The organism is Rhizobium changzhiense, assembly GCF_013087625.1.
Taxonomy (GTDB): Bacteria; Pseudomonadota; Alphaproteobacteria; order Rhizobiales; family Rhizobiaceae; genus Rhizobium; species Rhizobium sophorae.
In genome coordinates this window covers 110846-134877 of sequence record NZ_JABFCQ010000002.1, presented here as the reverse complement: position 1 = coordinate 134877, position 24032 = coordinate 110846, and the positions used below count along the sequence as shown (strand labels likewise).

Below are 24032 nucleotides of genomic sequence, written 5' to 3'. Positions count from 1 at the left end.
GGGAAGCGCGGGGGCTGCGCTTTTTCCCGGACTTGGTTACTTCGTTTCGTCGGCCTTGTGATCGACGGTCTTTGCCGTATCCGGCGCGTCTTCGTCCGTCATGCCCTTCTTGAAGCTCTTAATGCCCTTGGCAACGTCGCCCATCAGTTCCGGGATCTTGCCGCGACCGAACAACAACAGCACGATGACCAGAACGATCAACCAGTGCCACATGCTAAAAGAACCCATTACGCTAACTCCCTGTTTCTATGTTCCCACGATGTAAGGATTTCCGACACCGTTTCCAACATCAAGCCCTTCGAACTGAGCTTAATGTCACGGTATCGCCCTTTGTGACAAGCCATTGACCCGCCGAAAAGTGCTGGCTCCATTGTTTTCGCCATGCATGGCAAAAGCAAGACGCAAACCCCTCAATCTTCAGAGGTGCCGCGGGGCGCCAACAACCCCAATTCCTCGAGGTCCATCTGGGTGATCGGGTCTTCGTCCTCGGTCAGCTCGTCGTTCATCAAGGGCGAGGGAATGTTGAAATTCGCTGGAATGCGGCCCGACAGCAAGCCCGCTCCCTTCAACTCTTCGAGACCGGGCAGGTCACGCAGCTCTTCGAGACCGAAATGGTCGAGGAAATCGCGCGTCGTGCCCAATGTCACCGGCCGGCCCGGCGTGCGCCGGCGGCCGCGAAACCGCACCCAGCCAGCTTCCATCAGCACGTCAAGCGTGCCGCGCGAGGTCTGGACGCCGCGGATATCTTCGATTTCGGCCCGCGTCACCGGCTGGTGATAGGCAATGATCGCCAGCACTTCCAGCGCGGCGCGCGAAAGCTTCTTCACCTCATTGTCATCACGGCGGATGACGAAGGACAGGTCGGCGGCGGTGCGGAAGGCCCAGGCACCCTCGACCTGCACGAGATTGACGCCGCGCGGCGCATAGTGCTCCTTCAGCCGCAGCATGATGGCACGCACGTCGGTCTTCTCAGGCAGGCGCTCGGCGAGGAAGCCTTCGGAGACCGGCTGCGACGAGGCGAAGACCAGCGCCTCGGCGATGCGCTCGGCCTCGATCTCGGCCTGCAGGTCGCGGCTCCTGTCTTGGAAATCGTCCTCGAAATCCTCTTCGCCCTTCAGATCGATCAAACCGGCCGCTCCTGTTCGACCACCTGCAGCGTGGCGTGTTTCGGGCCGCGGCGCATGTATATCGGCTGAAAGGCGCCGTCCTGTCGGATTTCGAGCTTGCCCTCGCGCACCAGCTCCAGCGAGGCGGCAAAGGCGCTGGCGATTGCCGTGACGCGCTCTTCGGGCGCTGCGAGATAACGCAGCAGATAATGCTCCATCGCCGTCCAGTCAGCGACCTCGCCGATCATCTGGGTCAGCAGCTCACGGGCATCGGTCAGCGACCAGACCGTGCGCCGCTCGATCGTCACCTGGGTGACGGCATGGCGCTGACGCAGCGCCGCATAGGCGGTCAGGAGATCGTAAAGGCTCGCCGCATAAGCGGATTGCTGGCGATCGGGAATATGCTCCGGCGCGCCGCGCACGAAGATATCGCGGCCGAGGCGATTGCGATTGACGAGGCCGTCTGCCGCCTGGCGCATGGCTTCGAGGCGTTTTAGGCGGAAGGCGAGCATTGCCGCTAGTTCCTCGCCAGAAGGGCCGTCATCCTTGACCTGCTGGGGAATGAGCAGCTTCGACTTGAGATAAGCAAGCCAGGCTGCCATGACGAGATAATCGGCGGCAAGCTCGATGCGGATACGCCGGGCGCTTTCGATGAACAGCAGATATTGCTCGGCGAGCGCCAGCACCGAAATGCGCGACAAATCGACCTTCTGGTTGCGGGCGAGATAGAGCAACAGGTCGAGCGGACCTTCAAAGCCGGCGACGTCGATCACCAGCGCCGGCTCGTGGCTGGCGCGCTCAGCACCGTTATCCTGCCACAGCTTGTCCATCGGCGTTGCCGCCTGCGGACGTTCCGTGCCCTTGACCGTGTTCACCACCCTGCTCCTCTGCGATCACACGATCGCAAACATCGCCTCGAATTCCGCCCTCAATTCCGCTTCATCGGCGCTATCCGGCGCCGGGAAACCCGCTTCTACCGCCTTTGCGCGAGCAAGCGATAGACCGGCGAGCGGTGGAACATTTGCCACGACCTCCCGCATCTCGTCCATATGGCCATTGCAATGCAGCACGATATCGCATCCGCCTGCAATGATATTCGCCGCACGTTCACCGATCGTGCCGGAAAGAGCGTTCATCGAACTGTCGTCGGAGAGCAGCAGACCGTTAAAGCCGATGTGCTGACGGATGATGCCGTCGATCACCTTGCGCGAGGTCGTCGCCGGATTATCCGGGTCGATGGCGGCGAAAACGACGTGGCAGGTCATGGCCATCAACTCGTCCTTCATCGCGACAAAGGGCGGGAAGTCATGGAGCTGCAGCTCATCGCGCGGGACGGTGACGACAGGCAGCTCCAGATGTGAATCGGCAAAGCCGCGACCGTGGCCGGGCATGTGCTTCATCACGGGCAACAGGCCGCCGGCCTTCAGCCCCCCGGCAGCCGCCCGGCCCATCGCGATGACGGTCTGCGGATCGCCGCCATAGGCGCGGTCGCCGATGACGTTACTGCTGCCCTCGACCGGCACATCAAGCACTGGCAGGCAATCGACATCGATGCCGAGGCTCGAAAGATCGAAGGCGTGCAGCCGCGACATCAGCCAGGCGGCGCGCAGGCCGAGTGCGCGATTGCGGCGATAGAGATCGCCGAGCGCCTGGCCGGAAGGATAGCGCGACAGAACGGGTGGGCGGATGCGCTGGACGCGGCCGCCCTCCTGGTCGATCAGCACCGGTGCATGCCAGCCGACGCTATCGCGCAGTTCGGCGACGAGATCGGCGATCTGCCGTGCTTCGGAGATATTGCGCCCGAAGAGGATGAAGCCCCAGGGCCGCTCGTCCCGGTAAAAGGCTTTCTCTTCGGATGTGAGGGAAAGGCCGCTGCAGCCAAGGATCATCGCTTTTGATTCGGTCATATTCGAATCATAGACGGCCGCCGGCCAAATGCGAGCAAGGTCGGGCGCGATGCACAAAAAAGAGCGGCGGACCGATCCGGCCCGCCGCTCCTATATTCAAAGACGCGATCCTACCTGGAGATCAGGCAGCTTCCACCCGCCGCGCGATACTGCTCGCAGAGTGCTGCGGCCTCGTCCTTGGAACCGGCCGGTATGCGGACACGGTAGAACGTGCCCTTGCCGGCGATATCGGCCCTGCGGATCTCGTGGCTGCGGCCGCCAAGCACGCTGGCGAATTTCTTCGACAGGTTGGCATAGGATTTGGTCGCCTCATCTTCCGAAGGCAGCGAGGCGATCTGGATGCCGTAGCCGCCGGCGGATGCGGCCTGCTGCGGCTTTGTGGCGGCTGGTGCTGCGGCTGCGACCTCCGTCGTCTTCGGCTGCTGGGCAGGCGGGCGGACATTGCCCTTCTCGGTGACTGTGCCGACGACGTTGACGGGCTGGTCGGCCGGACGCGCGGTCGGAATCGGCGCGGTATCGGCAATCGCCGAGGTCTTGACCGGGCGCACCGGCGAAGCGACCGGAGCCGGGTTTGCAGCCTGCGCGTCGGCACTGCCGGCGAGCGGCGGCTGTACCGGCGCGGTTTCGACGGGGGCTGCAGAACGCGCATCGGCGGAAGCAACCTCGGCGCTTGCCGGGAAGCTTGCGGCCGTTCCACCGACGGGAGGTACAGCCGGGGTCGTTTGCGCGGACGGGGTCGACGGAGCCGTCAACGCCGGCTGAGCCGGCGGCATCGGCTGGGCAGACGGCGTTGCCTGGGCAGACTGTGTCGCCTGGGCAGACGGCGTCCCCTGGTCGGCAGGCGCCGGTTCTTCGCGGGCAACCAACGTACCGTCAGGCTTGACGATCATCGTGCGAACCTTGCGCGGCGAAACGGACGGCGTCTTGCCGGCGTCGGTTGCCGAAGCGTTGTCGGCGTTATCCTGGGTTGGCAGCAGACGCGGATCCTCCGTCTCACCGACCGCAGTCGGCGTGACCTGATCGTCGACGCTGGCGTTCTCGTCGTCCTCGGGGAGCGCTTCCGGTGTCAGCGTGCGCTGGACCACATCGACGGGCGCCTCATCGGAAGAAACGAGCGCTTTCTGCTTCGGCTCTTCGGCAGAACCCGCAACGCGGTCGTAGACAGCCTTATCCTGGTTCGGCACGGTCTTGCCGCCAGGATTTTCCGGAACGACCTTGACCGGCTCCTTGTCGGCCACGATCACGCGCGGCTCGCCGGACGCGACAATGCCGAGCCCCTCGCCGTTCCAGACGGAGGAATAGACACCATAACCGACGCCGGCGAAGACCACGAGCACGACGGCCCCGGCAAGCAGCCGGCGCATCGACCGGGCGCGGCTGAAATCAGCGGCCTGGCTCGCCGATTCGATGCGGACCTCGGAGGTCTCGCGGCGCTCGACCGGCTCGCGCACGCTGCGGCGGAAATCGTCCTCCAGCGCCCGTTCGAAATCATCGAGACCATCGGCGATGGTGGGCTTGACCGGCTTTGCAGCAGCGGCGGCCGTATCCCGGACCGGCGTCGGCGTTTGCCGCGGTTTGGCCGGTTCAAAGAAGCTGGCGATCTCGGCGTCGAGATCGAAATCGAAATCCGCAGATTTCGCGACCGGCGCGGGCTGCTCGACGGGCGGCAGCGCCGGCACGTGCATGTCGTCGACGGTCTCGGGACGATCCTCCGGATCGGAGATCATAGCCGGATCGAATGGCAGGTCTTCGGTCGAGTCTGAAGCAGGCGTCCAGTTGAAAGCCGGAGCCGGAGCTTGAGCCTGCGGCTCGGGAACGTAGGCCGGGGCGGACCGTGCAGGAGCGGCAGCGGCCCGCTCAAAAGCAGGAGCCGGCGGCTCAGGAGCAAAAACCGGAGCGGGCCGAGCAGCGACGGCAGCGGCCTGCTGGGGAGCAGAGGCTGTCGGCTCAGGCTGCGGTGCCGGCTCGGATGGCTCGGAGAAATCGAGATCGGTGAGTTCCAGCTCGATGCCAGCAAGATCCAGCTCGAAATCATGGCCGTCGAAGGGGTCGTCGGCTTCCGCTACCGGCTGCGGCGCCGGCGAATATGCCGTTGCGGCAGGCTGAGGCGTAACGACCTCGGCAAGCTGCGGCGCGATCGGTCTTGCGGCTTCGGCAGCATAGACCGGGGCCGGCTCGACCGGAGCAGACCGGACGGGTGCGGCGGCGAGCGGTGCGGGCGCAATCACCTTGGGTTGGGCAGGTGCGGCGGCCACGGGGGCAGCCGGAACGGGCGCTGCCTCAATCGATGCGGGTTGCGGCGAGACGGGCGCCTGATTGGCCCGTTGCGGTACCGGATAACGCGAGACGTCGGCGAGCAGATCATCGAGATCGAAGGTGCCGGCGGTGTGCGGAACATCCGGCACGACCTCGGTCAGCGCGGCATCGGCCTGGATCTCGCCTTCGACGGCGGCGGCGAGATCGAAACCGGCGTCAGACCCGAAATCCTCCAGCTCTTCCTCGACTTCGACGAATTCTTCGGCCTCGACGGTCTCTTCCGGCGCAATCACCTCATCATGGCGATCGAGCACCTCATCATGGCGATCGAGCTCGGCGGGAAAGCCAAGTGACGGAGAAGCGGATTCGAATTCCTCGGAAGGCTCGACAGCGGCGACAGGCGCCGGCGGCTCGATGACAGACTGAGGCTCGACCACAGGAAGATCGGCGGATGGTGCTTCAACAACCGGTGCGGCGACAGCTTCGGCCACAGGCTCCGGCAAAACAACCGGTTCCTCGCGCCTCGGTGCATGGAAATTGGCAAGCGGCAGCCTGATGCTGGCAGCCGACCATTGCGGCGCCTTGGTGGGCTGCGCCAATGAAGAGACCGGTGCTGCGCCGATCGACAGTTCAAGCTCCTCGATCAGGTCGCGCGCACCGCCGAAGGCCGATTGCACCGATGCTTCGGGCTCGGGAGAAAGCTGCTCCGCCCAGTCGGCGGCAGATGCGTCCTCATTCCCTGCGGCGTGCAAAGTTGCTTCTTCAGCCTCAACGGCGACGGAAACCGCAACCGGCTCCGGAGCCTCCGCACGTTCGGCAGCGGGAGAAGCGTCGAGAACAGGCTCGACGTAATCTTCAGGCGTGAAGTCATCAGAGATCGGCTCGGCGGGCCGGTCGAGCTCTGCAAGCGGGCGTGGCGAATCGTAGCGGTCGAACTCGCGCCCAAGCTCGTCCTCGAGATCGAGGGCGGGCTCGCGGCGTGCGGTCTCGGTCACCGTATTCGCAGCAACACGCGGCTCGAAGCCGACGATACGGGCCAGTTCAGCCAACGGATCGTCGTCTGCAAACAGATCGTCTTTTCCGCGCGTATCATACGCAAGTTGTTTATCAGCCATGCCTATTCCCACTCGCAAACGCCAACGCTCAAATGCCAGCGCATTGTGGGGAAATGGTGACGTTATCGCATTTCGTCCGGTGCGGCAGTGCCTGTAATGGCAAGTCCCGACTTCAAAACCGACGCGACGGCGTACACCAGCCCAAGTCTGGCAATACTTGATTCTCGGTTTTTATCATTAACAAATCGTAATTCCGGCTGATCTTTACCTTTGTTCCAATGCGCGTGGAAGGAACTGGCGAGGTCATAGAGGTAAAAAGCGATACGATGCGGCTCCTGCGACTGGGCCGCCGCCTCGACGATCCGCGGGAATTCAGCGAGCTTGGCGACAAGCTGCAATTCGGCCGGATCGCCAATGCCTGCAACGGTTTTCGCGAGTTTCTCGTGGGAGACATCCAGGTCGGGAAAAGCCTCCCTCGCCTGCCGGAAGACCGACATGCAGCGAGCATGCGCATACTGCACATAAAAAACAGGATTATCTTTCGACTGTTCCGTCACTTTGGCGAAATCGAAGTCGAGCGGCTCGGAATTCTTGCGGTAAAGCATCATGAACCGAACCGAATCACGACCGACTTCCTCGACGACGTCCCGAAGCGTGACGAAATCGCCCGAACGTTTCGACATCTTCACCGGCTCGCCGTTGCGATAGAGCTTGACGAGCTGGCAGAGCAGCACCGTCAGCTTCGCCTTACCGTCCGAAACACCGCGTGCAACCGCTTCCAGGCGCTTGACGTAGCCGCCATGATCGGCGCCGAGCACATAGATCATCTCATTGAAGCCGCGGTCGAACTTGTTCTTAAAGTATGCGACGTCAGCGGCGAAATAGGTGTAGGAGCCGTCCGACTTGATGAGCGGCCGGTCCATATCGTCGCCCACTTCGGTCGAGCGGAACAGCGTCTGTTCGCGATCTTCCCAGTCCTCGGCAAGCTGGCCCTTCGGCGGCGGCAGCGTGCCCTTGTAGACAAAGCCCTTGAAGGTCAGGTCGTTGATCGCCGTGCGGATCGCGGCCGCGCCATTGGCATGCAGGGTGCGTTCGGAGAAGAAGACGTCATGATGGACGTTCAGCGCCGCGAGATCTTCGCGGATCATCACCATCATCGCGTCGATCGTGCGATCCTTGACGATCGGCATCCACTGCTCTTCCGGCATGTTGTGCAGCCGCACGCCGTAATCGGCGGCAAGCGACTGGCCGACCGGCACAAGATAGTCGCCTGGGTAGAGACCCGAGGGGATCTCGCCGATCTTTTCGCCGAGCGCTTCGCGATAGCGCAGGAAGACGGACCGGGCGAGCACGTCGATCTGCGAGCCGGCATCGTTGATGTAATATTCCTTCTCGACGCCGTAACCGGCAAAAGCGAGCAGGTTGGCAAGCGCGTCGCCGACGACGGCGCCACGGCAATGGCCGACATGCATCGGGCCGGTCGGATTGGCCGAGACATATTCGACGTTGACCTTCTTGCCCTCGCCGAGCGTTGAGCGGCCGTAATCGGTGCCGGCGCCGATCATCGAGGCGAGCAGCCGCTGCCAGTAGCCGACGGCGAGACGGATGTTGATGAAGCCGGGACCGGCGACCGAAACATCGGCGACGTCGGCATCCTCCTTGAGCTTGGCAATGATGACGTCGGCCAGCGCGCGCGGGTTGGTTCCGAGCGGTTTTGCCAGCACCATTGCGGCATTGGTGGCGACATCGCCATGGCTCGCGTCACGCGGCGGCTCGACGGCGATGCGGCCGAAATCGAGCTCGGATCGCTTTTCCCTGACCAGATCGATCTGTTCAAGGGCGGTTTTGATCCTGGCTTCGAAGTCGGTAAAAAGGTTCATCGCACTCTTCCATGCATAGGCTGTGCCAAAGGCTCAAATCGGCCCTCGGCGTGGGCGACCGCTGCCTATCGCAAATCCGGAGTGTGGTCAAACAACCGCCTGTGGGCGCTGATCGCATAGGTGTCGGTCATGCCGGCGAGATAATCTCCGACATGACGGGCCTTCGGCGCATCGGACAGGCCGGCGATATGATCGACCCAGTAATGGCTCTGCATCTCCTTGGGATTGGCCATGTAGGCGGCAAAGAGATCGGTGACGATCTGGGCGGCACCGGCACGGATGCGCATGATATCGGGATTGCGGTAGATGCGTTTGAAGAGCATGGCCTTGATCTGCCTGTCGGTCTCGGCCATCCCTTCGGAAAAGGTGGCAATAACCTGGTCGGCAGCGCGGATGTCGCCCGCATTCTCAGGGCGGAGGAGGGAAAGGCGCTGCTGTGCTACGCCAATCACGTCTTCGACCATGCGGGTAATCTGGCGGCGCATGATCTCATGGGTGAAGCGGCTCGGCTCCAGATGCGGATATCGCGCCCTCACCTCGGCCATCAGCCCGGCAAGAAACGGGATTTCCTCCAGCATGTCGAAAGTCAGGTAACCGGAGCGCAGACCGTCGTCGATATCGTGGGTATTATAGGCGATGTCGTCGGCGATCGCCGCGACCTGGGCCTCCAGGCTGGCATAGGTTGCAAGCTCGAGATCGTGCAGCTCGCAATAATCAAGGATCGGCTGCGGAACGGGACCGCGGGTGCCGACTCCATCAGGCGTCAGCAGCGGACCATTGTGCTTGACGAGACCCTCGAGGCTTTCCCAGGTCAGGTTGATGCCGTCGAATTCGGCATAACGCCGCTCCAGCTTGGTCACGATGCGCAGCGATTGTGCATTGTGATCGAAGCCGCCATACGGCAGCAGCACCTCATGCAGCGCGTCCTCGCCGGTATGACCGAACGGTGTGTGGCCGAAATCGTGCACGAGCGCCACGCCTTCGGCCAGATCCTCATCGAGCTTCAGGGCGCGGGCAAGAGCTCGGGCGATCTGCGCCACCTCGATCGTATGCGTCAGCCGGGTGCGGTAATGATCGCCGTCCTGGGCGATGAAGACCTGGGTCTTGTGCTTCAGCCGGCGGAAGGCGGTGGTGTGGACGATGCGGTCGCGGTCGCGCTGGAAATCGGAGCGCGTCGGGCTTCCGTCCTCCTGATAGAGCCGCCCGCGCGTCGTCCAGGGGTCGGCCGCATAGACCGCCCTCTCACTGCTGCCGAAACCCAAAGCACGCGTATCGATCGTCATTCTTCACCGTCATCCTGCATGTTGCCGCATCTGCCCATTGACGCCGCCTAACGCTCTTCATACCTATAGCCTGATGAAACGGCAAAGAGGCGCTTTCTTAACCGCTTCGGCGCATCATCGCCTTTTCGCGAATATCATGGTAAGTTTCTTTGATATCAGGCATTTGAACATTCAAGTGCCCAAACCCATTCTCTCCGGATCTTGACCCCGGCAGGAGGAAACATGACGGATACGAGTGTAACCCTTTCAGATGCCGCGGCAAAGCGTATCGCTGCGATCGTCGGCGCCGAAGCCGGCAAGAGCGCCTTGCGCGTTTCCGTCGAAGGCGGCGGCTGTTCGGGCTTTTCCTACAAGTTCGATCTTGCCGACGGCGCTGACGACGACGACATCATCGTCGAAAAGAACGATGCCAAGGTGCTGATCGACAGCCTTTCTCTCGTCTATATGGCGGGCTCGGAGATCGACTTCGTCGACAATCTGCTCGGCCAGTCCTTCCAGATCAAGAACCCGAATGCGGTGGCAAGCTGCGGCTGCGGCACCAGTTTCTCGATCTGAACGTCTAAACGCACATACCTACCCATCAAACCGGCCGAAGAATTCCTTCCGGCCGGTTTATCGTCTTGTCCGGCGGCGAAAGACCGCGATAAAAGAAGCGCGTCGCGCTTCGAACACGTCCGGGCGACATGCAATAATGGGAACGGGAGAGCCATGAAGATCGCGACCTGGAACATCAACGGCGTCAAGGCGCGCATCGACAATCTCACGCAATGGCTGAAAGATTCCGATCCGGATATCGTCTGCCTGCAGGAGATCAAGACCGTCGACGAAGGTTTCCCGCGGCTGGAGATCGAGGCGCTCGGCTATTATGTCGAGACGCACGGGCAGAAGGGCTTCAATGGCGTCGCGATCCTCTCCAAGAGTTCACCTTTCGAAGTGAACCGCGGCCTGCCCGGCGATCCGCTGGACGAACAAGCGCGTTTCCTCGAAGCGACGTTCACCCTGCCCGACACGCGAATCCTGCGCGTCTGCTGCATCTACCTGCCGAACGGCAATCCCGTCGAAACGGAGAAATATCCCTACAAGCTCGCCTGGATGGAGCGTCTGCGGACGTTCGCGGCCGAACGGCTGGCCTATGAAGAGATGCTGGTCCTTGCCGGCGATTACAATGTCATTCCGGAACCGCACGACTGCTTCGATCCCAAGGTCTGGGAAAGTGATGCGCTGTTTCTGCCGCAGACGCGGGAGGCGTTTCGCAGGCTCGAAAATCTCGGGCTGACGGATGCGGTGCGCGCCACGACGGATGCGACGCAGTTCTATTCCTTCTGGGATTATCAGGCCGGCGCCTGGCCGAAGAACAACGGCATCCGCATCGACCATCTGCTGCTGTCGCCGGAAGCTGCCGACCGGATGACGTCGGCTGCGATCGAAAAACATGTGCGGGCCTGGGAAAAACCGTCCGACCACGTGCCCGTCATCGCCTATTTCGATTTCGCAGCCTGAGGCCTTCTACCTCAATCGTCCGAACCGCTCGCGATCGTGTGCGACAGCGACACCGCTGTGCGGCGGTCGGACTCGTTTGCAACCGAGAAGGCCTGCTCCTGCAGCGCTTCCATCCAGCCGCAGTCCTTGGGCTTGCAGCGGTCGAGTGCTGCCGTCATCAGCGCCAGACCACGGGCCGTCTGGCCTTCGTCGAAAAGAATATTGCCGAAGACCGCCATGGCGCCGGGATGGCCACTCTTGCGGGCCTGGTTCAGCCATTTCTTCGCCTGCTGCGGGCTGGAAGTGCCGCCCTCGCCGGCCAGCATCATCTGCGCCAGCTGGAACTGCGCCTCGGGCACGCCAAAGGTGGAGGCCACCTGAAAATAAAGCTGGCGCGCTTGGCTGAGGTCGGTCCTGACCGGACTGCCGGCGATGCCGTGCTTGTAATAGTTGGCGAGCGAGAGCAGCGCGTTGACGAAGAAGCCGGTATCTTCCGAGCCGGGTTCGACGCCCTGCTGGGCGATCTCGCTGTAGATCTTGAAGGCTTCGAAATCGTCCTGCGTGACACCGTCGCCATCGGCATACATGTTGGCGAGCGCCCAGCGCGAGCCGGTATGCCCCTTTTCGGCGGCGTATTTATAGGCTTCGACCGCCTCTTCCTTCTGGCCGTTCTTATAGGCCTTGAAGCCGAACTTGAAGAGGTCGAAGGGTCCGGATTCCTTACTGACGCCACCTTTGATGTCGAATGCGCGGCATGGACCGGACAGCGCCAGTGCTACGGCTATCGACATGCCCATCAGCATGAATTTGAACAGTTTGAACTCGGACGTCACCATTTCAACCGATTTCTTTCGTTCATCCCTGGCAGGCGGCAACGGCGCTCATGCCGTGCATCCCGCGGATGTATTCCTTCGAGGCGAGCGATCCCGCGGCGAGCTCCATGGCTCCTTTGCCCGCGTCGCATCCAGCCCACTGGCCTTTTCTCAAAAGGCGGTATTCTCAGCACATCATTCAGAACCACCCGGCTCCCGGCATGGCCCAACTGCAATCTCCGTGGCACTCTTTCGGCAGGTGCGTCATCCGCCTTCCCGCCTCTATCGTATTCGTAAACAGCAAATGTGACGAAACCGGTATCGACAGCTCCGGCAAAGCCCGGCTGTTCATCCGAGCGGGTCGAAAACAGCGACAATGAAAGGATCGACGACTTCATCGCGAGACCGGATTGGCGGCCGGAACAGCCTTGTTCGGAAAGCGAAACGACCGCAATCAAACGATTGTCGCCAATCGCGCCGTACGACCTGATGTACCCGGAAAAAAATCGACCCATACTACTATTTACACGCACCGTATGCCTGCCATCACCTCGCCCGCAAATATCGCTGCGCCCTCTTTGTGGCGGGAAATGGACAAATTCGCCTCACCACCACCATACGCCAAACGTCGTAAAAATGTGTTGCTGAATCGTCACAAATTGGAGCGTCGATTTGTCTTGGGACGCCCAAAGAAAAGCCCGGCAAACTGCCGGGCTCTAAGACTTCTACTTGGGCCGCAAGATCAGAACTTGACCTTTACGCTGGTGGAAAGAGCCGCCACCAGATCGTCGCCGAAGGAATAGGAGACGTCGTTGCCGTAGGTCCGGCCATTATAGACGTAGGTGCCGGATTCCCCGCCGGTCATGATGCCGAGCGCGCCGGCCAGACGCCACTCGACATTCTCCACCGGCGTATAGGAGACACCCGCGCCGAGCGTCCATGTGTCGGTCTGGGCGCCGTAGCCCTGGCTCGTGCCGCGATCCCAGGTCAGGCTAAGGGCGCCGGCCCATTGTTCGTTGAACTTGTGGCCGACGCCGCCGCTGATCGTCCAACCGTCGCGGTAGAAGAGATCGAGCGAGGTGAGTTGGCTGCCGGCGCCGCAGGCGACGACGCCCTTGTTGGCCTTCGGGCAGAAGGCGATCGACTGCAGCACGCTCCAGTTCGTCCACTTGACGGAACCGAAGGCAAGCCAATCGGGCGCAATGCCGCTCTGCAGTTTCAATTCGACGGAATCGGGCGCTTCGGCCGAACCGTAGACCGGCGTAACGACGCCGAGGTAGGGATTGGCGGGATTCGCCGGCACCTCGGTCAGGTCGACCGTGCCGGTAAGATTGTCATATTTGACCTTGCTGTTGTAGACTAGGCTGGCGCGGAAGGCATATTCCTCGATTTCGTAGGCGATGCCCGCCCGCCATCCCATGGCCTGGTCGGCAAGGTCCAGACGACCGGTGCCGTCATAGACCAGCGCTGCCGCCCCTGGGATCGGCGCGACGAGGCGTGTCTTGAAACCTTCGACCGTCTGATAGAAGCCGCCGCCGATCAGGCGGAGCTGGCCAGGCCCCATATCGAAACGATAGGAGCAGGTGGCGCCGTAGTTGCGGGTGCTGATCTTGGTTTCGATGTTGTCGTTGACGCCCAACCAGTCAGCGCCGGGATTGGTATGTGCGCCGAAGGGTGTCGAAAAATCGCCCATACAGTCAATGGCATCGCCGAAACCGACCTTCACCCCGAGATAGGGGATCCAGTAATCCTCCGTATCATCCGCCGTGGTCGAACCGCCGCCGATGCCGTTCGTGCCGAGACCATCGGTGGGATCGGTGTCCCTGACGTTCTTCAGCTTGCGCTGCGGCATGACAAAGGTCGCGCCGGACTGGACGGCGAACCTCGAATTGTCAAAGAGAAGGTCGATATTGTATCCGCCGCGCTCCAGACCGCCGGCGAAGGACGGCGATGCAAGCGACGAAAGAAGAACGAGCGATGTTATGCCCTTGGAAAACCTACGAGATGCCATTGTGTCTCCCCCACTCCAGCAATTGATGTGACTCCACTCTAGTAAGTGTTCGCGTGATATGGCAACGCGCCCTACGGCAGCGCTCCCAGGCATTGCAGTGGCCAACTTACGTAAAGAAATTGACGGACACGTCAAAAAACCTGGTTAATAAAATTTTATTCCAGACTTATCGAATTTCAGATGGGCTTTTGGGTTTTCATTCCAAGCATTGCAGAAGCTGTATCAATCCGACAACAGTGGCAGTTTTCGCCCGCTGGATGCCCGTTCAGCCACAATCCACAGGTTCCGCGCCTGAAACCGGCGGCTTTCAGGTCCGAATCATGCGCGCCCAAAACGACAAAAAAGACGCGCCCGCAGCGGGGCGCGTCTTTGAAATAACTTACCAAAATGGGCCAGTGAAACTTACCCGGCTTCGCTCACCCTGGAAAGAGCGATCCTCAGGCTCGCGATCTGACCCTTCAGTTCCTCGAGGCGCTCACGCTCGGCCTCCACCACTTCGGGATTGGCGTTGGCGACGAACTTCTCGTTGGAGAGCTTGCCGTCGATGCGGGAGATCTCGCCTTCCATCTTGGCAATCGCTTTTTCCAGACGAGCCTTTTCGGCGGAAAGGTCGATCAGCTTGCCGAGCGGCAGGCAGATGGTGGCCTCGGCAATGACGATCTGAGCGGCACCCTTAGGGGCATCGTCAGCCAGCGATATCGCCTCAACGCGCGCAAGGCGCTTGATGGCGGCGTCGTGGCGGAACAGCCGTTCACGCGTCAGGTTGTTGGCCTTGACGACGACGAGCGGGGCTATCGCCGATGGCGGCACGTTCATTTCGGCGCGCACCGAGCGGATGCCGGATACGAGGTCGATCAGCCAGTTGATCTCGTCGGCGGCCGCGTCATCGGCATAGGACGGCGCCGGCCATTCGGCATGACAGACCAATGTGTCGCGCTCTTTGCCCTCGCCGGCGGTATGGGCCCAAAGCTCTTCGGTCATGAAGGGCATGAAGGGATGCAGCAGCTTGTAGATCTCTTCGAGAATATAAGCGCTGCAGGCCTGGGCTTCCGCCTTGGCGCCCTCATCCTCACCATTGAAGACCGGCTTCAACAGTTCGAGATACCAGTCGCAGACCTCGTTCCAGACGAAGCGGTAGAGCGCGCCGGCAGCATCGTTGAAGCGGAAGGCTTCGAGTGCTTCCGTAACGTCACGTTCCGTACGGGCAAGTTCCGTCAGGATCCAACGGTTGATGGTGAGCTCGGCGGCCTCCGGCACGAAATGCGGATCGCTCTTTGCGCCGTTCATCTCGGCGAAGCGTGTGGCGTTCCAGAGCTTGGTGCCGAAATTGCGGTAGCCGGCGATGCGGGCCGGATCGAGCTTCACGTCGCGGCCCTGCGCCGCCATGATCGCCAGGGTAAACCGCAGCGCGTCGGCGCCGTATTCGTCGATCAGTTCCAAGGGATCAATGACGTTGCCCTTCGATTTCGACATCTTCTGCCCGTTCTTGTCGCGCACCAGCGCGTGGACATAGACGGTCTGGAAGGGCTCGACGGGTTCGCCGTCCTCATCCTTCATGAAGTGCAGGCCCATCATCATCATGCGGGCGACCCAGAAGAAGATGATATCGAAGCCGGTGACGAGAACGTTGGTCGGATAATAACGCGCAAGCTCCGGCGTCTCATCCGGCCAGCCGAGCGTCGAGAAAGGCCAGAGTGCAGAGGAGAACCATGTGTCGAGCACGTCCTCGTCACGCGTCAGGATCTCGCCCGGCTTGAAGCTTTCGAGCAGGTCCTCGACATAGGCCTTCATCGGCCCCTCATGCGAGAGGTAATGCTGAATCGCCGCCTGCAGTGCCTCTTCCTCGGTCTTTTCGACGAAGACCTGGCCATCCGGGCCGTACCAGGCGGGGATCTGGTGACCCCACCAGAGCTGGCGGGAGACGCACCACGGCTGGATGTTTTCCATCCATTCGTAATAGGTCTTGTCCCAGCTCTTCGGCACCATCCTGGTGCGGCCTTCGCGCACCGAAGCGATCGCCGGTTCGGCGAGCGTCTTTGCATCGACATACCACTGCTCGGTAAGCCGCGGTTCTATCGGCACGCCGCCGCGGTCGCCGTGCGGGACCATGTGCTTGTGCGGCTCGATCTTGTCGACGAGGCCCGCCTCTTCGAAAATCTCGACGATTACCTTGCGCGCATAGAAGCGGTCCTGCCCTTCCAGGCGGTCCCAGGCGCCGTGCAGCGCCGCCGGATTGTCGAGACCTTCAAGAAAGTCCTCATTGTCCTTGATGGTGATCGTGCCGTCGCCGTTCATGATATTGATGACGTGAAGACCTGCGCGCTTGCCGACATCGAAGTCGTTGAAATCGTGCGCGGGCGTTATCTTCACCGCGCCGGTGCCGGCAGACGGATCGGCATAATCGTCAGCAACGATCGGAATTCTGCGGCCGACGATCGGCAGAATGACATGCTTGCCGACAATGCCCTGATAGCGTTCGTCCTTGGGATTGACGGCAACACCGGTATCGCCCAGCATAGTCTCCGGTCGTGTCGTTGCGACGACAACATAATCGCGCATCTCGAATTCGGTCGGCTTGCCTTCCTCATCGAATGCAATCGGGTATTGGTAGGTTACGCCCTTTTCCAGCGGATAGCGCAGGTGCCAGAGATTGCCCTTGACCTCGTGCTGCTCGACTTCGATATCGGAAATCGCCGTCAGCAGCTTCGGATCCCAATTGACTAGACGCTTGTCCTTGTAGATCAGACCTTCCTTGTAGAGGGTGACGAAAACCTCGATAACCGCCTTCGACAGGCCCTCGTCCATGGTGAAACGTTCGCGCGACCAGTCGCATGACGCACCAAGACGCTTCAGCTGGTTGAAGATCAGGCCGCCCGATTCCGCCTTCCATTCCCAAATTTTGTCGATAAAGGCTTCGCGGCCCATGTCGCGGCGGCCTGGCAGCTGCTGTTCCATCAGCTTTCGCTCGACGACCATCTGCGTGGCGATGCCGGCGTGGTCCATGCCCGGCTGCCAGAGCACGTCCTTGCCGCGCATACGCTCGAAGCGCACAAGTATGTCCTGCAGCGTGTTGTTCAGCGCATGGCCCATGTGCAGCGAACCGGTGACATTCGGCGGCGGGATCACGATGGTGAAGGTCTCGGCTCCCGGTCTGGCGTTCGCGCCGGCGCGGAAAGCGTCCGCCTCATCCCATATCGCGGCAATTTTCGGTTCGACGGCAGCGGAATCATAGGTCTTGTCGAGCATTTTCTGACCAATTTCGAGGTTCGAGGGTGGCGTTTGTAAATAGGATGGGCACGGGCAAGTCAATAAAAAAGCCGCCCCGGAGACCGGAGCGGCTTTTCCACGAAAAAGCAATCCGATCAGCGGCGCGGGCCGCGCGCCACGCGCTCGATTTCCTCGCGCACCAACCGCTCGACCAGTGTCGGCAGATTATCATCGAGCCATTCGCGCAGCATCGGGCGAAGCATGTCCTCAGCAATCTCGTCTAGCGAGCGGCGCTCGGCACCGTCGATCGCAGCGGCAAGCTCCTCGAAGGAGCGGCTGATCTGCAGCCCGGCATCCTCCGAAAGCAGCGTCGGCTGGACCTCGTCCATAACGCTCGGCAGGAAACGCTCGGTCGAGGACTGAGCGGGTTCAAAAGTTGGCGGCGCCGTTTCGATAGCAGGCGCCGGCTCGGCGGCGGCGACCTCGGGCGTTTCCATCAGGACCGGCTCGGTCGGCTGCTGGATTGCAACATGCTGAACGGGTGTTGCGGCTGGGAAAACGGGCTGTGCCTGATGTGGTTGTGGTTGCTGTGCAGCGGCGCGCGGCGGCTCCGGCATCACGGCCGGCTGCGGTTCGGGCTGACGGAAGCCGCTCGGAATTTCACGCAGGGCCTGACCGGCCTGCACGGCGCTGCGTTCGGAGGCAGCGCGCACGCGGGCGGCGACATCGGCAAGCGACAGAGCGCGCGCCGGAACTTCTGATTCGGGAGCTGTGCCGGCCGAATTGGCGGCGACGAAACGCGGATCGGAGGAGCGCATGACCGGTTCGGGGAATTCCACGCCGGCATAGGTGTCGTCGACCGTCAGATGAATTTCGGAGCCGTTCTCATCCTCGTCGGCGCCGTAGACCGGCGGCAGGGATGCGGAAATCGCCTTGCCGGCGCCGGGCTCATTGCTTTCGATGATCTGGCGGATGGAGGCCAGAATTTCTTCCATGGACGGTTCACGCGCTACGCTTGGCTGAGCCATTTCTATCCCCGTTATCCCAAAACAACGACCGGATGGTGTGGAGCATTCACCCGAATCACCACGACCTTAGAATACCCCAAGCGGGAAAAAAATCATCGCGAATCAAATGAATGCGGCCATGCACAGTTTTGTTACCTGATGTTTGCGACGCGGCGGCGTCAGGATAATTCATGTTTGTGAAGGCTCTCCTGCGGCCCTGACAAAAAAACGGGCGCCGATGGCGCCCGTCGCTGAATTCGTCGATGAGAACGATCTCAGAAAACGAATTCGCGCGCCTTGGCGAAACCCGGCAGCGGCTTGACCGAAGCATTGAAGAAGACATTTTCCGAAACAGCGCCGCGCTCGGCGACAAAGACCTTGGCGCGGGCGGCATTGCCGTAACCTTCGACAGTGATCAGACGACCACCATCGCGCAATTGACCAAGAAGGCTCGCCGGAACCTCTTCGACTGCGCCGTTGACGAAGATCAGATCATAGGGAGCGCCGGCAGCGTAGCCCTGTTCGAGCGGGCCGGTCACGACCTCGACTTTGGCGTAGCCGGCAAGCTGGGCCTTCGCTTCAGTGGCCAGCGTCTCGTCGCATTCGAGTGCGATGACGGAACCGGCAATGATCGACAGCAGCGCTGAGGTGTAACCCGTACCGCAACCGACTTCGAGCACGAAGTCATCCTTGGTGATCGCAGCCAGCTGCAGCAGCTTGGCAAGCGGCGACGCTTCCATCAGGAAGCGGGCCGGCTTTCCCGGTGCGGCTGCGGAGATCTCGATGTCGTTGTCGATGTAAGCCAGCAGCTTCGCCTTCTCCGGCACGAAAGCCTCACGCGGCACCGTGAGAAATGCCGTCAGCACGGAATGCGAGGTAACGTCCGTCGTGCGAACCTGGGTATCGACCATCTTTACGCGCGCTGCTTCGAAATCCATCATGTCCTCTCGCTCTTGAAAAGCGGTTCCTGTCCCTCGTCTCTTAATCCCCGCCACGGATGCTTTCAAGGCTTGGCAGGCGCCGGCGAAAAGAATCCGGCAGGCGCCTCTTCCGCGCCACAGGGGTAGCACGGACGCCCCAGCTCCAGCGTGGAATCTTTTAGCCCTTCATGTTATGATCTGCAGCGGAGGAAGTAGGAGGAGCAGGCGATGTCTGCAATTTTCGAGTATTTCACGCTGTTCGATTTCTTCATCGTCGCAGCGCTCGTCGGCATATTCTGCTGCGGGCTGCTGGACGGCGAAACGACTTGGAAGCGCTAGAGCGCCGAAGCACGCTCGGAGACACCCCTTGCATGGCGTTTGCGGCAATCATGCCCGGCGCTGGTCCGGCATGCGTTGGTTTCCTTTGAAAACCAGTCCTCGACTACCACACGCCCATTAACGTTACGTCAACCATTTTGTTGCGGCGCCTCGCCTTCCGCTATGGCTGTGCGCATGCAAACCTTCATGATCCAATCGCGCGGCATGGGGCATGAATTGAGCGATCTGCAGTATCAGGCGCAAATCCGGAAAGGCGGCCTGAAATTCCTCTACCGCCTCACGGGAATCAATCCGTTGCAGTTCGATTTTTCGCCCGGCCAGCGGGTCTGGCAGCATCGCAAACGCCAATGCCGCGCCGCTGAGCCCGCAGCTTTTCACATAGATTGTGTCATGTGGAAGTTGGAGGCCTCGCCCGGAATTGAACCGGGGTACAAGGATTTGCAGTCCTCTGCGTCACCACTCCGCCACGAGGCCTCACGCGCTCGTTATCTGAGCCGTGGCGAGCGTTTAGAATGATCGTAAGGAAATCGCAAGAGGGCATTTCGGAAAAACGCTATTCCGCAGTTGCCGAAACGACCATTTCTCCATCCCGAAACGGAGCAGGCGCGGGCTGGAATTTCCACGGCCGTGACGATGATCCATTTCCTGCCAATGATGGCATTTGAAACAAATTCTTGACTTGACTTCGATCGCCGTCCGGCACTCAATTGCCCTCGGGAGGGTATAGGAGCTTGCGATGGATTGGGCTGCCCTCAAATCGAAGCGCGTGCGTGCAGCATATGACGCCGAAACCCGGGATCTCCATGTAAAGTTCCCCGGTTCTCCGCCGGTGAACCATGCGGATATTCCGCCGCACGTCTACCAGAACCTGCTGGAAACCGATGATCCATACTTCTACTATCAGTACTATATAGCGCCGTCTCGCGTATCACCGGGCCGTCGACAACCGGTCTCCGTGGCGTCCTACGCAGTGAAGCTCGTCCTTCTCCTTGCCGCCTGTAGCCTGTTGATGGCGACCGGCCTCGATCCGGACCATGGCGGGACTTTCGAGGAAAGCGAACTCAGATCCAACTAGATGCGAATGTGGATGAGTTGCGCGCCCAGCCCAATCTCCGGGCCTGCGACAAGGCGGCTGGTTCCGGCGTCGAAATTGTCGCTCCTGTTCTGAGAACGGTACCGCCGATTGTCCCGCTCGCGGTCGTTCCTCCCGTCGCGCTCATTCCGGCCGTTGAAATTGCGATAGTTTCGAGGTCCGCTATAGCCGCGTTGGCCGTGATCGACCACGCAGCCTTCGGGCCGGCGGCAGATGCCACGGGCGTCGAAACCGCCGTTGTCGACCCCCTGGGCCTCGGCGGGCGCGCCGGAGAGGATGCTCGCCGCTGACAGGACAAGCACAAAAAATAGCTTCATTTCCTCACCTGAGCCATTGTGGGGCACTTACAGTTCATAAACCACGAATGCGAAAAGTGCTTCACTGTTCCACGGGCCCCTTCGCTGGGGCGACCGTCAGCCAGCCGGTTTCCCCCGCCTGTGCCACCAGACCGCCAGCCGGCGCCGAAGCCGGCGCGCGAACGGCAGATCGTGCGAGAGCACGAGGAAGCCGAGCGGCAGCATCCAGAAGCCGAGGATGGGGAGGAAACCCAACAAGCCGCAGAAAATGAGGGCCATGCCGAGCCCCATCCGCGCGATGCGCGAGCGCGGCATGCCGATGCTGAAAGAGCCGAGCACAAGCCTGCCGCTTGCATGATCGATGCCGAAGCGCACTGCCCGTGCCTTGCGCTTCCCGCCGCCTTTCGTCTGATCGCGATCATTCCCTTTTGTCATTCCCCAGAGATGGGCGCAGGCATCCCAAATACAAGTTCATTTCATTTTTTTGAAAAAACCGCTTGGCAAATCGGGAAAGCGTTTGTATTAGCCCACTCACACCGCGCCAAGCAGTGATCCCTGGTAGCTCAGCGGTAGAGCATTCGACTGTTAATCGACAGGTCGCCGGTTCGAATCCGGCCCGGGGAGCCATTTTTCAAGTTAAGCGCCTGTTTCGTTGACAATTCCGAATGCAGGCGCTTACTTCCCACTTTCCCTCCCCGGTTTTGGAGCCTGTTTGAGCCGCGTTGCTCCCTAGCCCTAAATCAGCACGCCCCTAATTCTTGCGAAAATTCACAAGGCGCATAAATTCAATCTATCAGATGGCTTTTGCTGGTGACCACGGATGTACTGGCACCCTGCTGATGCAATCAAAGAAGGGTCGGCGCGAGCATTCGCCCGACCCTTCTTGTTATCCAAGACCGTTCTGTCGCTACTGCCGGCTAAAAATCGAAATACACGGTCACACCTGACCGGCGACGATAGGGTTGATAGTCGCGATAGCTGTAATAGTCGCGACTGCCGTAATACCGCGGACGATAGCACGAGCCGTAATACCGACAGTCGCGGTAAGCGTACCGGTGTTTCTTCCGGTGGCCATACGCATGTCCATTACCGTGGCTCCGGTGTTTGACCTGCTCGACGTCGGGGGTGTGGAAATGTACTGTGTTCGGCACGACGATCGGCGCGGCGTTCAGCGGCAGGGCGAAAGATGCAGACAAGATCATGGCTGCAAGTGCGGAAAAAAGCATCTTCATCGGCGCATCCTTTCAGGCTGCGATTCTGGGTTAATAAGCATTAACCTCCGATGAACGGCTGCCAGCATCTGCGACGGATAGGCATTCGCTGGCCAACCAACCGCCGGCGGTGTAAAGCAAACGCCATGGCGCTAGATCCCGAAAAAGCATTTTTAGATTACAGTGCGGCGGACTGCAGCGTGCAGTTCTGGACCGCCAACGCACCAGCCGTGCAATTCACATCTTTGGAAGCCGCCGTCAGGTTCGCAAAAGACCATGGCGGCAGGTGGGAAGAGATTGAGATAACAGTCCATCTGCCGCGCGAGGACATCGCGTTCGCCACCGGAAAAGTGAATCAACTCATTGACGCTCTGCCGGGTGACCTCCGGAAGAAACGGTAATGGCAGTCAATAGAACCGGCCGGCGCGCCTAGGAACGACACTCCTCCCCGCACGGTCGGTTGGAGATATGGGCAAGTGAGCCAGAGCTACCGTCGATTGCGATCGTAACGCATACTATCGCCACAGCACCTGGATAGGGTCACGTCCATGGCTCTCAGTATGGCGATAGGAATCGGGATAGGCGCCGCAGTCGGCCCGATGCTGTTCTATGACACCGCGATCGGCATCACGTTCGGCGCTGCCGTCGGGGCTGTCATCAAGCGGAAATGACCGCTTATGGAGCGCCCGCCCGACGCTCCTCACGATCCCGCTTCTTGTACCGGCAAAGAGACGGCCAGCTTTAATAGCTGCACGAACGGCCGTCGCCGGGTCGGAATCCATCGGCGCAGGCCGGATTCATTGAATCTCCCGGCTGATATCCCGATGCCGAGCCATATGAATTCGGCGGCGTCGAGCATGCCGAGGTCATGGCGGCAAGACTGATTGCTCCGGCTGCTACAAATGCCCGAAATTTGTTCATCGATTCCTCTCCGTTTAGGCTGTGACCGAGTGGCGAGAGCTTCTGCTCTCTCCCCCCCAAGATCACCTTGTCCCATAAGATATGGCGTTCCCTTCGCCGGACGTCAGCTCCTAATGCGCAAGATTCTTATCGATCGCGATCAGCTCGGCATGAAGATCGTCGATGACCAAGCCGGCCGGGAACAAAGACCGTGGTTCAAAGTTGAGTGGCACCAACCACGTAACGTCAGTTTCTGACAGGAGGTCTTTCATGGGTCGCGGTATTTTGCTTTGGCTGCTTGGTGTTCCACTGCCGATCATCATCCTTCTTGCTCTGTTTATGCGATAGGAACAGATCATGTCGGTTTCAATGACAGGTTCCGGAGAGACTGCTACTCCGGTCGAATCCTCCAAATCCGCCATGTCATGGGGGCCTATCTTCGGGGGGGCCGCCGCTGCCATCGGAGTGACCCTCATTCTTTTGCTGCTTGGATCCGGGGTCGGGTTGACGATGGTGTCGCCCTGGTCGGGGCAAAGCAGCTCTCTCGGCACGGTCGGGGTGACGGCAGCGATCTGGCTCGTTGTCGTCCAGTGGCTCTCCTCCGGGCTCGGAGGCTATATCACCGGCCGGCTGCGCACCAAGTGGGCCGCCGTCCACACCGACGAGGTATTCTTTCGTGACACGGCGCATGGCTTCATCAGCTGGGCGCTGGCGACGATCTTCGTTGCCGGATTTCTAGCCTCGTCACTGACCTCGCTTGCCGGTGCGGGCGCACAAGCCGTGGGTTCGGCGGCCACCGCCGTAGGTACGGCGGCGTCATCGACGGCATCGGCCGCGGATCTGCCTACCGCGTATTTTACCGACGCTTTGCTGCGTCCTGAACAGGCCCGTGCAGGCGCAACAACCGACGATATAGCTGCAACGGCCGAGGTCTCTCGCATCCTCCTCAATGGTGCTGCCGTCGGCCAGATCCCGGATGACGACAAGGCCTATCTTGCCACCATCGTCTCTGCGCGCACCGGCCTTTCCGAGGCCGATGCACGCACCCGAGTCGACACTGTGCTGAAGCGCATCGACGACGCCAAGGTCGCCACCCAGAAAGCTGCCGATGAGGCACGCAAGGCGGCCTCGACGACGGCCTTGCTTGGCTCGTTGTCACTTCTGATCGGGGCCTTCATCGCTGCTGCGGCCGCAGCTTTTGGCGGATCGCAACGCGACGAAGAGGAAGACCTCATCGTCACGGCCCGGATCTAAGATCGACGGAAATCGG

The 24032-nt window shown here is 60.9% G+C and carries 23 protein-coding genes and 2 tRNA genes; 7 read left to right on the top strand and 18 right to left on the bottom strand.

The window, feature by feature from the left end:
* Positions 1 to 36: 36 nt before the first annotated feature.
* From G9X68_RS10005 to G9X68_RS09975, 7 genes are all read right to left on the bottom strand, one after another.
* Positions 37 to 228: a twin-arginine translocase TatA/TatE family subunit gene (locus tag G9X68_RS10005; RefSeq protein WP_003538990.1), complete on the bottom strand. Its 192-nt coding sequence runs from the start codon at positions 226 to 228 to the stop codon at positions 37 to 39.
* Positions 229 to 410: 182 nt separating this feature from the next.
* Positions 411 to 1127: an SMC-Scp complex subunit ScpB gene (gene scpB / locus G9X68_RS10000; protein ID WP_171602270.1), complete on the bottom strand. Its 717-nt coding sequence runs from the start codon at positions 1125 to 1127 to the stop codon at positions 411 to 413.
* Entirely contained in the window at positions 1124 to 1981 is an 858-nt protein-coding gene (locus G9X68_RS09995) for a segregation/condensation protein A (protein WP_171602269.1), read from the bottom strand. The genes scpB and G9X68_RS09995 overlap by 4 nt, the downstream gene beginning before the upstream one ends.
* Before the next feature lie 18 nt (positions 1982 to 1999).
* Positions 2000 to 3013, bottom strand: a complete 1014-nt coding sequence (gene nagZ / locus G9X68_RS09990) for a beta-N-acetylhexosaminidase (protein ID WP_171602268.1) — start codon at positions 3011 to 3013, stop codon at positions 2000 to 2002.
* A 110-nt stretch (positions 3014 to 3123) separates the two neighbouring features.
* Positions 3124 to 6384: an SPOR domain-containing protein gene (locus G9X68_RS09985; protein WP_244956146.1), complete on the bottom strand. Its 3261-nt coding sequence runs from the start codon at positions 6382 to 6384 to the stop codon at positions 3124 to 3126.
* A gap of 62 nt (positions 6385 to 6446) precedes the next feature.
* Entirely contained in the window at positions 6447 to 8204 is a 1758-nt protein-coding gene (argS, locus tag G9X68_RS09980; protein WP_171602266.1) for an arginine--tRNA ligase, read from the bottom strand.
* Between the two features lie 65 nt (positions 8205 to 8269).
* A complete protein-coding gene (locus G9X68_RS09975) occupies positions 8270 to 9487 on the bottom strand; it encodes a deoxyguanosinetriphosphate triphosphohydrolase (protein WP_171602265.1) in 1218 nt (405 codons plus the stop codon).
* A gap of 222 nt (positions 9488 to 9709) precedes the next feature.
* On the opposite strand from G9X68_RS09975, the gene erpA reads away from it, so the two are divergent.
* Positions 9710 to 10042, top strand: coding sequence for an iron-sulfur cluster insertion protein ErpA (erpA, locus tag G9X68_RS09970; RefSeq protein ID WP_171602264.1), 333 nt, complete (start codon positions 9710 to 9712; stop codon positions 10040 to 10042).
* 153 nt (positions 10043 to 10195) lie between these two features.
* The gene (xth, locus tag G9X68_RS09965; RefSeq protein ID WP_171602263.1) at positions 10196 to 10987 is read left to right on the top strand and encodes an exodeoxyribonuclease III; all 792 of its coding nucleotides are present in this window, start codon (positions 10196 to 10198) and stop codon (positions 10985 to 10987) included.
* A gap of 11 nt (positions 10988 to 10998) precedes the next feature.
* Here the strand turns inward: xth and exoR are convergent, their stop codons facing one another.
* The 7 genes from exoR to G9X68_RS09930 form a co-directional block, all read right to left on the bottom strand.
* Positions 10999 to 11802 (bottom strand): exopolysaccharide production regulator ExoR, encoded by an 804-nt coding sequence (exoR, locus tag G9X68_RS09960; protein WP_171602262.1) that lies wholly within the window; start codon positions 11800 to 11802, stop codon positions 10999 to 11001.
* A 718-nt stretch (positions 11803 to 12520) separates the two neighbouring features.
* A complete protein-coding gene (locus G9X68_RS09955) occupies positions 12521 to 13789 on the bottom strand; it encodes an OmpP1/FadL family transporter (protein WP_171602261.1) in 1269 nt (422 codons plus the stop codon).
* Positions 13790 to 14191: 402 nt separating this feature from the next.
* Complete coding sequence (locus G9X68_RS09950) at positions 14192 to 17035, bottom strand: valine--tRNA ligase (RefSeq protein ID WP_171602260.1); 2844 nt, start codon at positions 17033 to 17035, stop codon at positions 14192 to 14194.
* A gap of 116 nt (positions 17036 to 17151) precedes the next feature.
* Positions 17152 to 18024, bottom strand: coding sequence for a PopZ family protein (locus tag G9X68_RS09945; protein ID WP_171602259.1), 873 nt, complete (start codon positions 18022 to 18024; stop codon positions 17152 to 17154).
* Positions 18025 to 18278: 254 nt separating this feature from the next.
* On the bottom strand, positions 18279 to 18944 hold the full coding sequence (locus G9X68_RS09940; protein ID WP_171602258.1) for a protein-L-isoaspartate O-methyltransferase family protein: 666 nt from the start codon (positions 18942 to 18944) through the stop codon (positions 18279 to 18281).
* Between the two features lie 441 nt (positions 18945 to 19385).
* The gene (locus G9X68_RS09935) at positions 19386 to 19598 is read right to left on the bottom strand and encodes a hypothetical protein (protein ID WP_171602257.1); all 213 of its coding nucleotides are present in this window, start codon (positions 19596 to 19598) and stop codon (positions 19386 to 19388) included.
* A 64-nt stretch (positions 19599 to 19662) separates the two neighbouring features.
* Positions 19663 to 19736: transfer RNA gene (locus G9X68_RS09930), tRNA-Cys, on the bottom strand.
* 262 nt (positions 19737 to 19998) lie between these two features.
* Between G9X68_RS09930 and G9X68_RS09925 the strand changes: the two genes are divergently transcribed.
* Positions 19999 to 20337: a KTSC domain-containing protein gene (locus G9X68_RS09925; RefSeq protein ID WP_171602256.1), complete on the top strand. Its 339-nt coding sequence runs from the start codon at positions 19999 to 20001 to the stop codon at positions 20335 to 20337.
* On the opposite strand, the gene G9X68_RS09920 is transcribed toward G9X68_RS09925, so the two are convergent.
* Complete coding sequence (locus G9X68_RS09920) at positions 20334 to 20672, bottom strand: hypothetical protein (RefSeq protein WP_171602255.1); 339 nt, start codon at positions 20670 to 20672, stop codon at positions 20334 to 20336. The two genes, G9X68_RS09925 and G9X68_RS09920, sit on opposite strands and share 4 nt — an antisense overlap.
* 96 nt (positions 20673 to 20768) lie before the next feature.
* Positions 20769 to 21086 (bottom strand): hypothetical protein, encoded by a 318-nt coding sequence (locus tag G9X68_RS09915; RefSeq protein WP_171602254.1) that lies wholly within the window; start codon positions 21084 to 21086, stop codon positions 20769 to 20771.
* 117 nt (positions 21087 to 21203) lie between these two features.
* Between G9X68_RS09915 and G9X68_RS09910 the strand changes: the two genes are divergently transcribed.
* Positions 21204 to 21278: transfer RNA gene (locus tag G9X68_RS09910), tRNA-Asn, on the top strand.
* A 290-nt stretch (positions 21279 to 21568) separates the two neighbouring features.
* Here G9X68_RS09910 and G9X68_RS09905 read toward each other — a convergent pair.
* A complete protein-coding gene (locus G9X68_RS09905; RefSeq protein ID WP_171602253.1) occupies positions 21569 to 21883 on the bottom strand; it encodes a hypothetical protein in 315 nt (104 codons plus the stop codon).
* A gap of 125 nt (positions 21884 to 22008) precedes the next feature.
* Between G9X68_RS09905 and G9X68_RS09900 the strand changes: the two genes are divergently transcribed.
* Together G9X68_RS09900 and G9X68_RS32165 are read left to right on the top strand one after the other, a co-directional pair.
* Positions 22009 to 22263: a hypothetical protein gene (locus G9X68_RS09900; RefSeq protein WP_171602252.1), complete on the top strand. Its 255-nt coding sequence runs from the start codon at positions 22009 to 22011 to the stop codon at positions 22261 to 22263.
* Positions 22264 to 22410: 147 nt separating this feature from the next.
* The gene (locus tag G9X68_RS32165; RefSeq protein ID WP_264255105.1) at positions 22411 to 22533 is read left to right on the top strand and encodes a hypothetical protein; all 123 of its coding nucleotides are present in this window, start codon (positions 22411 to 22413) and stop codon (positions 22531 to 22533) included.
* Between the two features lie 70 nt (positions 22534 to 22603).
* Here the strand turns inward: G9X68_RS32165 and G9X68_RS31835 are convergent, their stop codons facing one another.
* A complete protein-coding gene (locus G9X68_RS31835; RefSeq protein ID WP_003558829.1) occupies positions 22604 to 22783 on the bottom strand; it encodes a hypothetical protein in 180 nt (59 codons plus the stop codon).
* Positions 22784 to 23119: 336 nt separating this feature from the next.
* Between G9X68_RS31835 and G9X68_RS09895 the strand changes: the two genes are divergently transcribed.
* The gene (locus tag G9X68_RS09895; RefSeq protein WP_171602251.1) at positions 23120 to 24016 is read left to right on the top strand and encodes a hypothetical protein; all 897 of its coding nucleotides are present in this window, start codon (positions 23120 to 23122) and stop codon (positions 24014 to 24016) included.
* Positions 24017 to 24032 lie beyond the last annotated feature (16 nt).

Coding starts and splice junctions, on each gene's coding strand:
- G9X68_RS09925 (WP_171602256.1), top strand. CDS start 19,999: ATGGATTGGGCTGCCCTCAAATCGAAGCGCGTGCGTGCAGCATATGAC.
- G9X68_RS09955 (WP_171602261.1), bottom strand. CDS start 13,789: ATGGCATCTCGTAGGTTTTCCAAGGGCATAACATCGCTCGTTCTTCTT.
- exoR (WP_171602262.1), bottom strand. CDS start 11,802: ATGGTGACGTCCGAGTTCAAACTGTTCAAATTCATGCTGATGGGCATG.
- G9X68_RS09900 (WP_171602252.1), top strand. CDS start 22,009: ATGGCGCTAGATCCCGAAAAAGCATTTTTAGATTACAGTGCGGCGGAC.
- nagZ (WP_171602268.1), bottom strand. CDS start 3,013: ATGACCGAATCAAAAGCGATGATCCTTGGCTGCAGCGGCCTTTCCCTC.
- G9X68_RS09950 (WP_171602260.1), bottom strand. CDS start 17,035: ATGCTCGACAAGACCTATGATTCCGCTGCCGTCGAACCGAAAATTGCC.
- G9X68_RS09905 (WP_171602253.1), bottom strand. CDS start 21,883: ATGAAGATGCTTTTTTCCGCACTTGCAGCCATGATCTTGTCTGCATCT.
- G9X68_RS09940 (WP_171602258.1), bottom strand. CDS start 18,944: ATGATGGATTTCGAAGCAGCGCGCGTAAAGATGGTCGATACCCAGGTT.
- G9X68_RS09985 (WP_244956146.1), bottom strand. CDS start 6,384: ATGGCTGATAAACAACTTGCGTATGATACGCGCGGAAAAGACGATCTG.
- G9X68_RS09975 (WP_171602265.1), bottom strand. CDS start 9,487: ATGACGATCGATACGCGTGCTTTGGGTTTCGGCAGCAGTGAGAGGGCG.
- xth (WP_171602263.1), top strand. CDS start 10,196: ATGAAGATCGCGACCTGGAACATCAACGGCGTCAAGGCGCGCATCGAC.
- G9X68_RS32165 (WP_264255105.1), top strand. CDS start 22,411: ATGGCTCTCAGTATGGCGATAGGAATCGGGATAGGCGCCGCAGTCGGC.
- G9X68_RS09920 (WP_171602255.1), bottom strand. CDS start 20,672: ATGAAGCTATTTTTTGTGCTTGTCCTGTCAGCGGCGAGCATCCTCTCC.
- G9X68_RS10005 (WP_003538990.1), bottom strand. CDS start 228: ATGGGTTCTTTTAGCATGTGGCACTGGTTGATCGTTCTGGTCATCGTG.
- G9X68_RS09895 (WP_171602251.1), top strand. CDS start 23,120: ATGTCGGTTTCAATGACAGGTTCCGGAGAGACTGCTACTCCGGTCGAA.
- G9X68_RS09935 (WP_171602257.1), bottom strand. CDS start 19,598: ATGCTGCCAGACCCGCTGGCCGGGCGAAAAATCGAACTGCAACGGATT.
- erpA (WP_171602264.1), top strand. CDS start 9,710: ATGACGGATACGAGTGTAACCCTTTCAGATGCCGCGGCAAAGCGTATC.
- G9X68_RS09915 (WP_171602254.1), bottom strand. CDS start 21,086: ATGACAAAAGGGAATGATCGCGATCAGACGAAAGGCGGCGGGAAGCGC.
- G9X68_RS09945 (WP_171602259.1), bottom strand. CDS start 18,024: ATGGCTCAGCCAAGCGTAGCGCGTGAACCGTCCATGGAAGAAATTCTG.
- argS (WP_171602266.1), bottom strand. CDS start 8,204: ATGAACCTTTTTACCGACTTCGAAGCCAGGATCAAAACCGCCCTTGAA.
- G9X68_RS31835 (WP_003558829.1), bottom strand. CDS start 22,783: ATGAACAAATTTCGGGCATTTGTAGCAGCCGGAGCAATCAGTCTTGCC.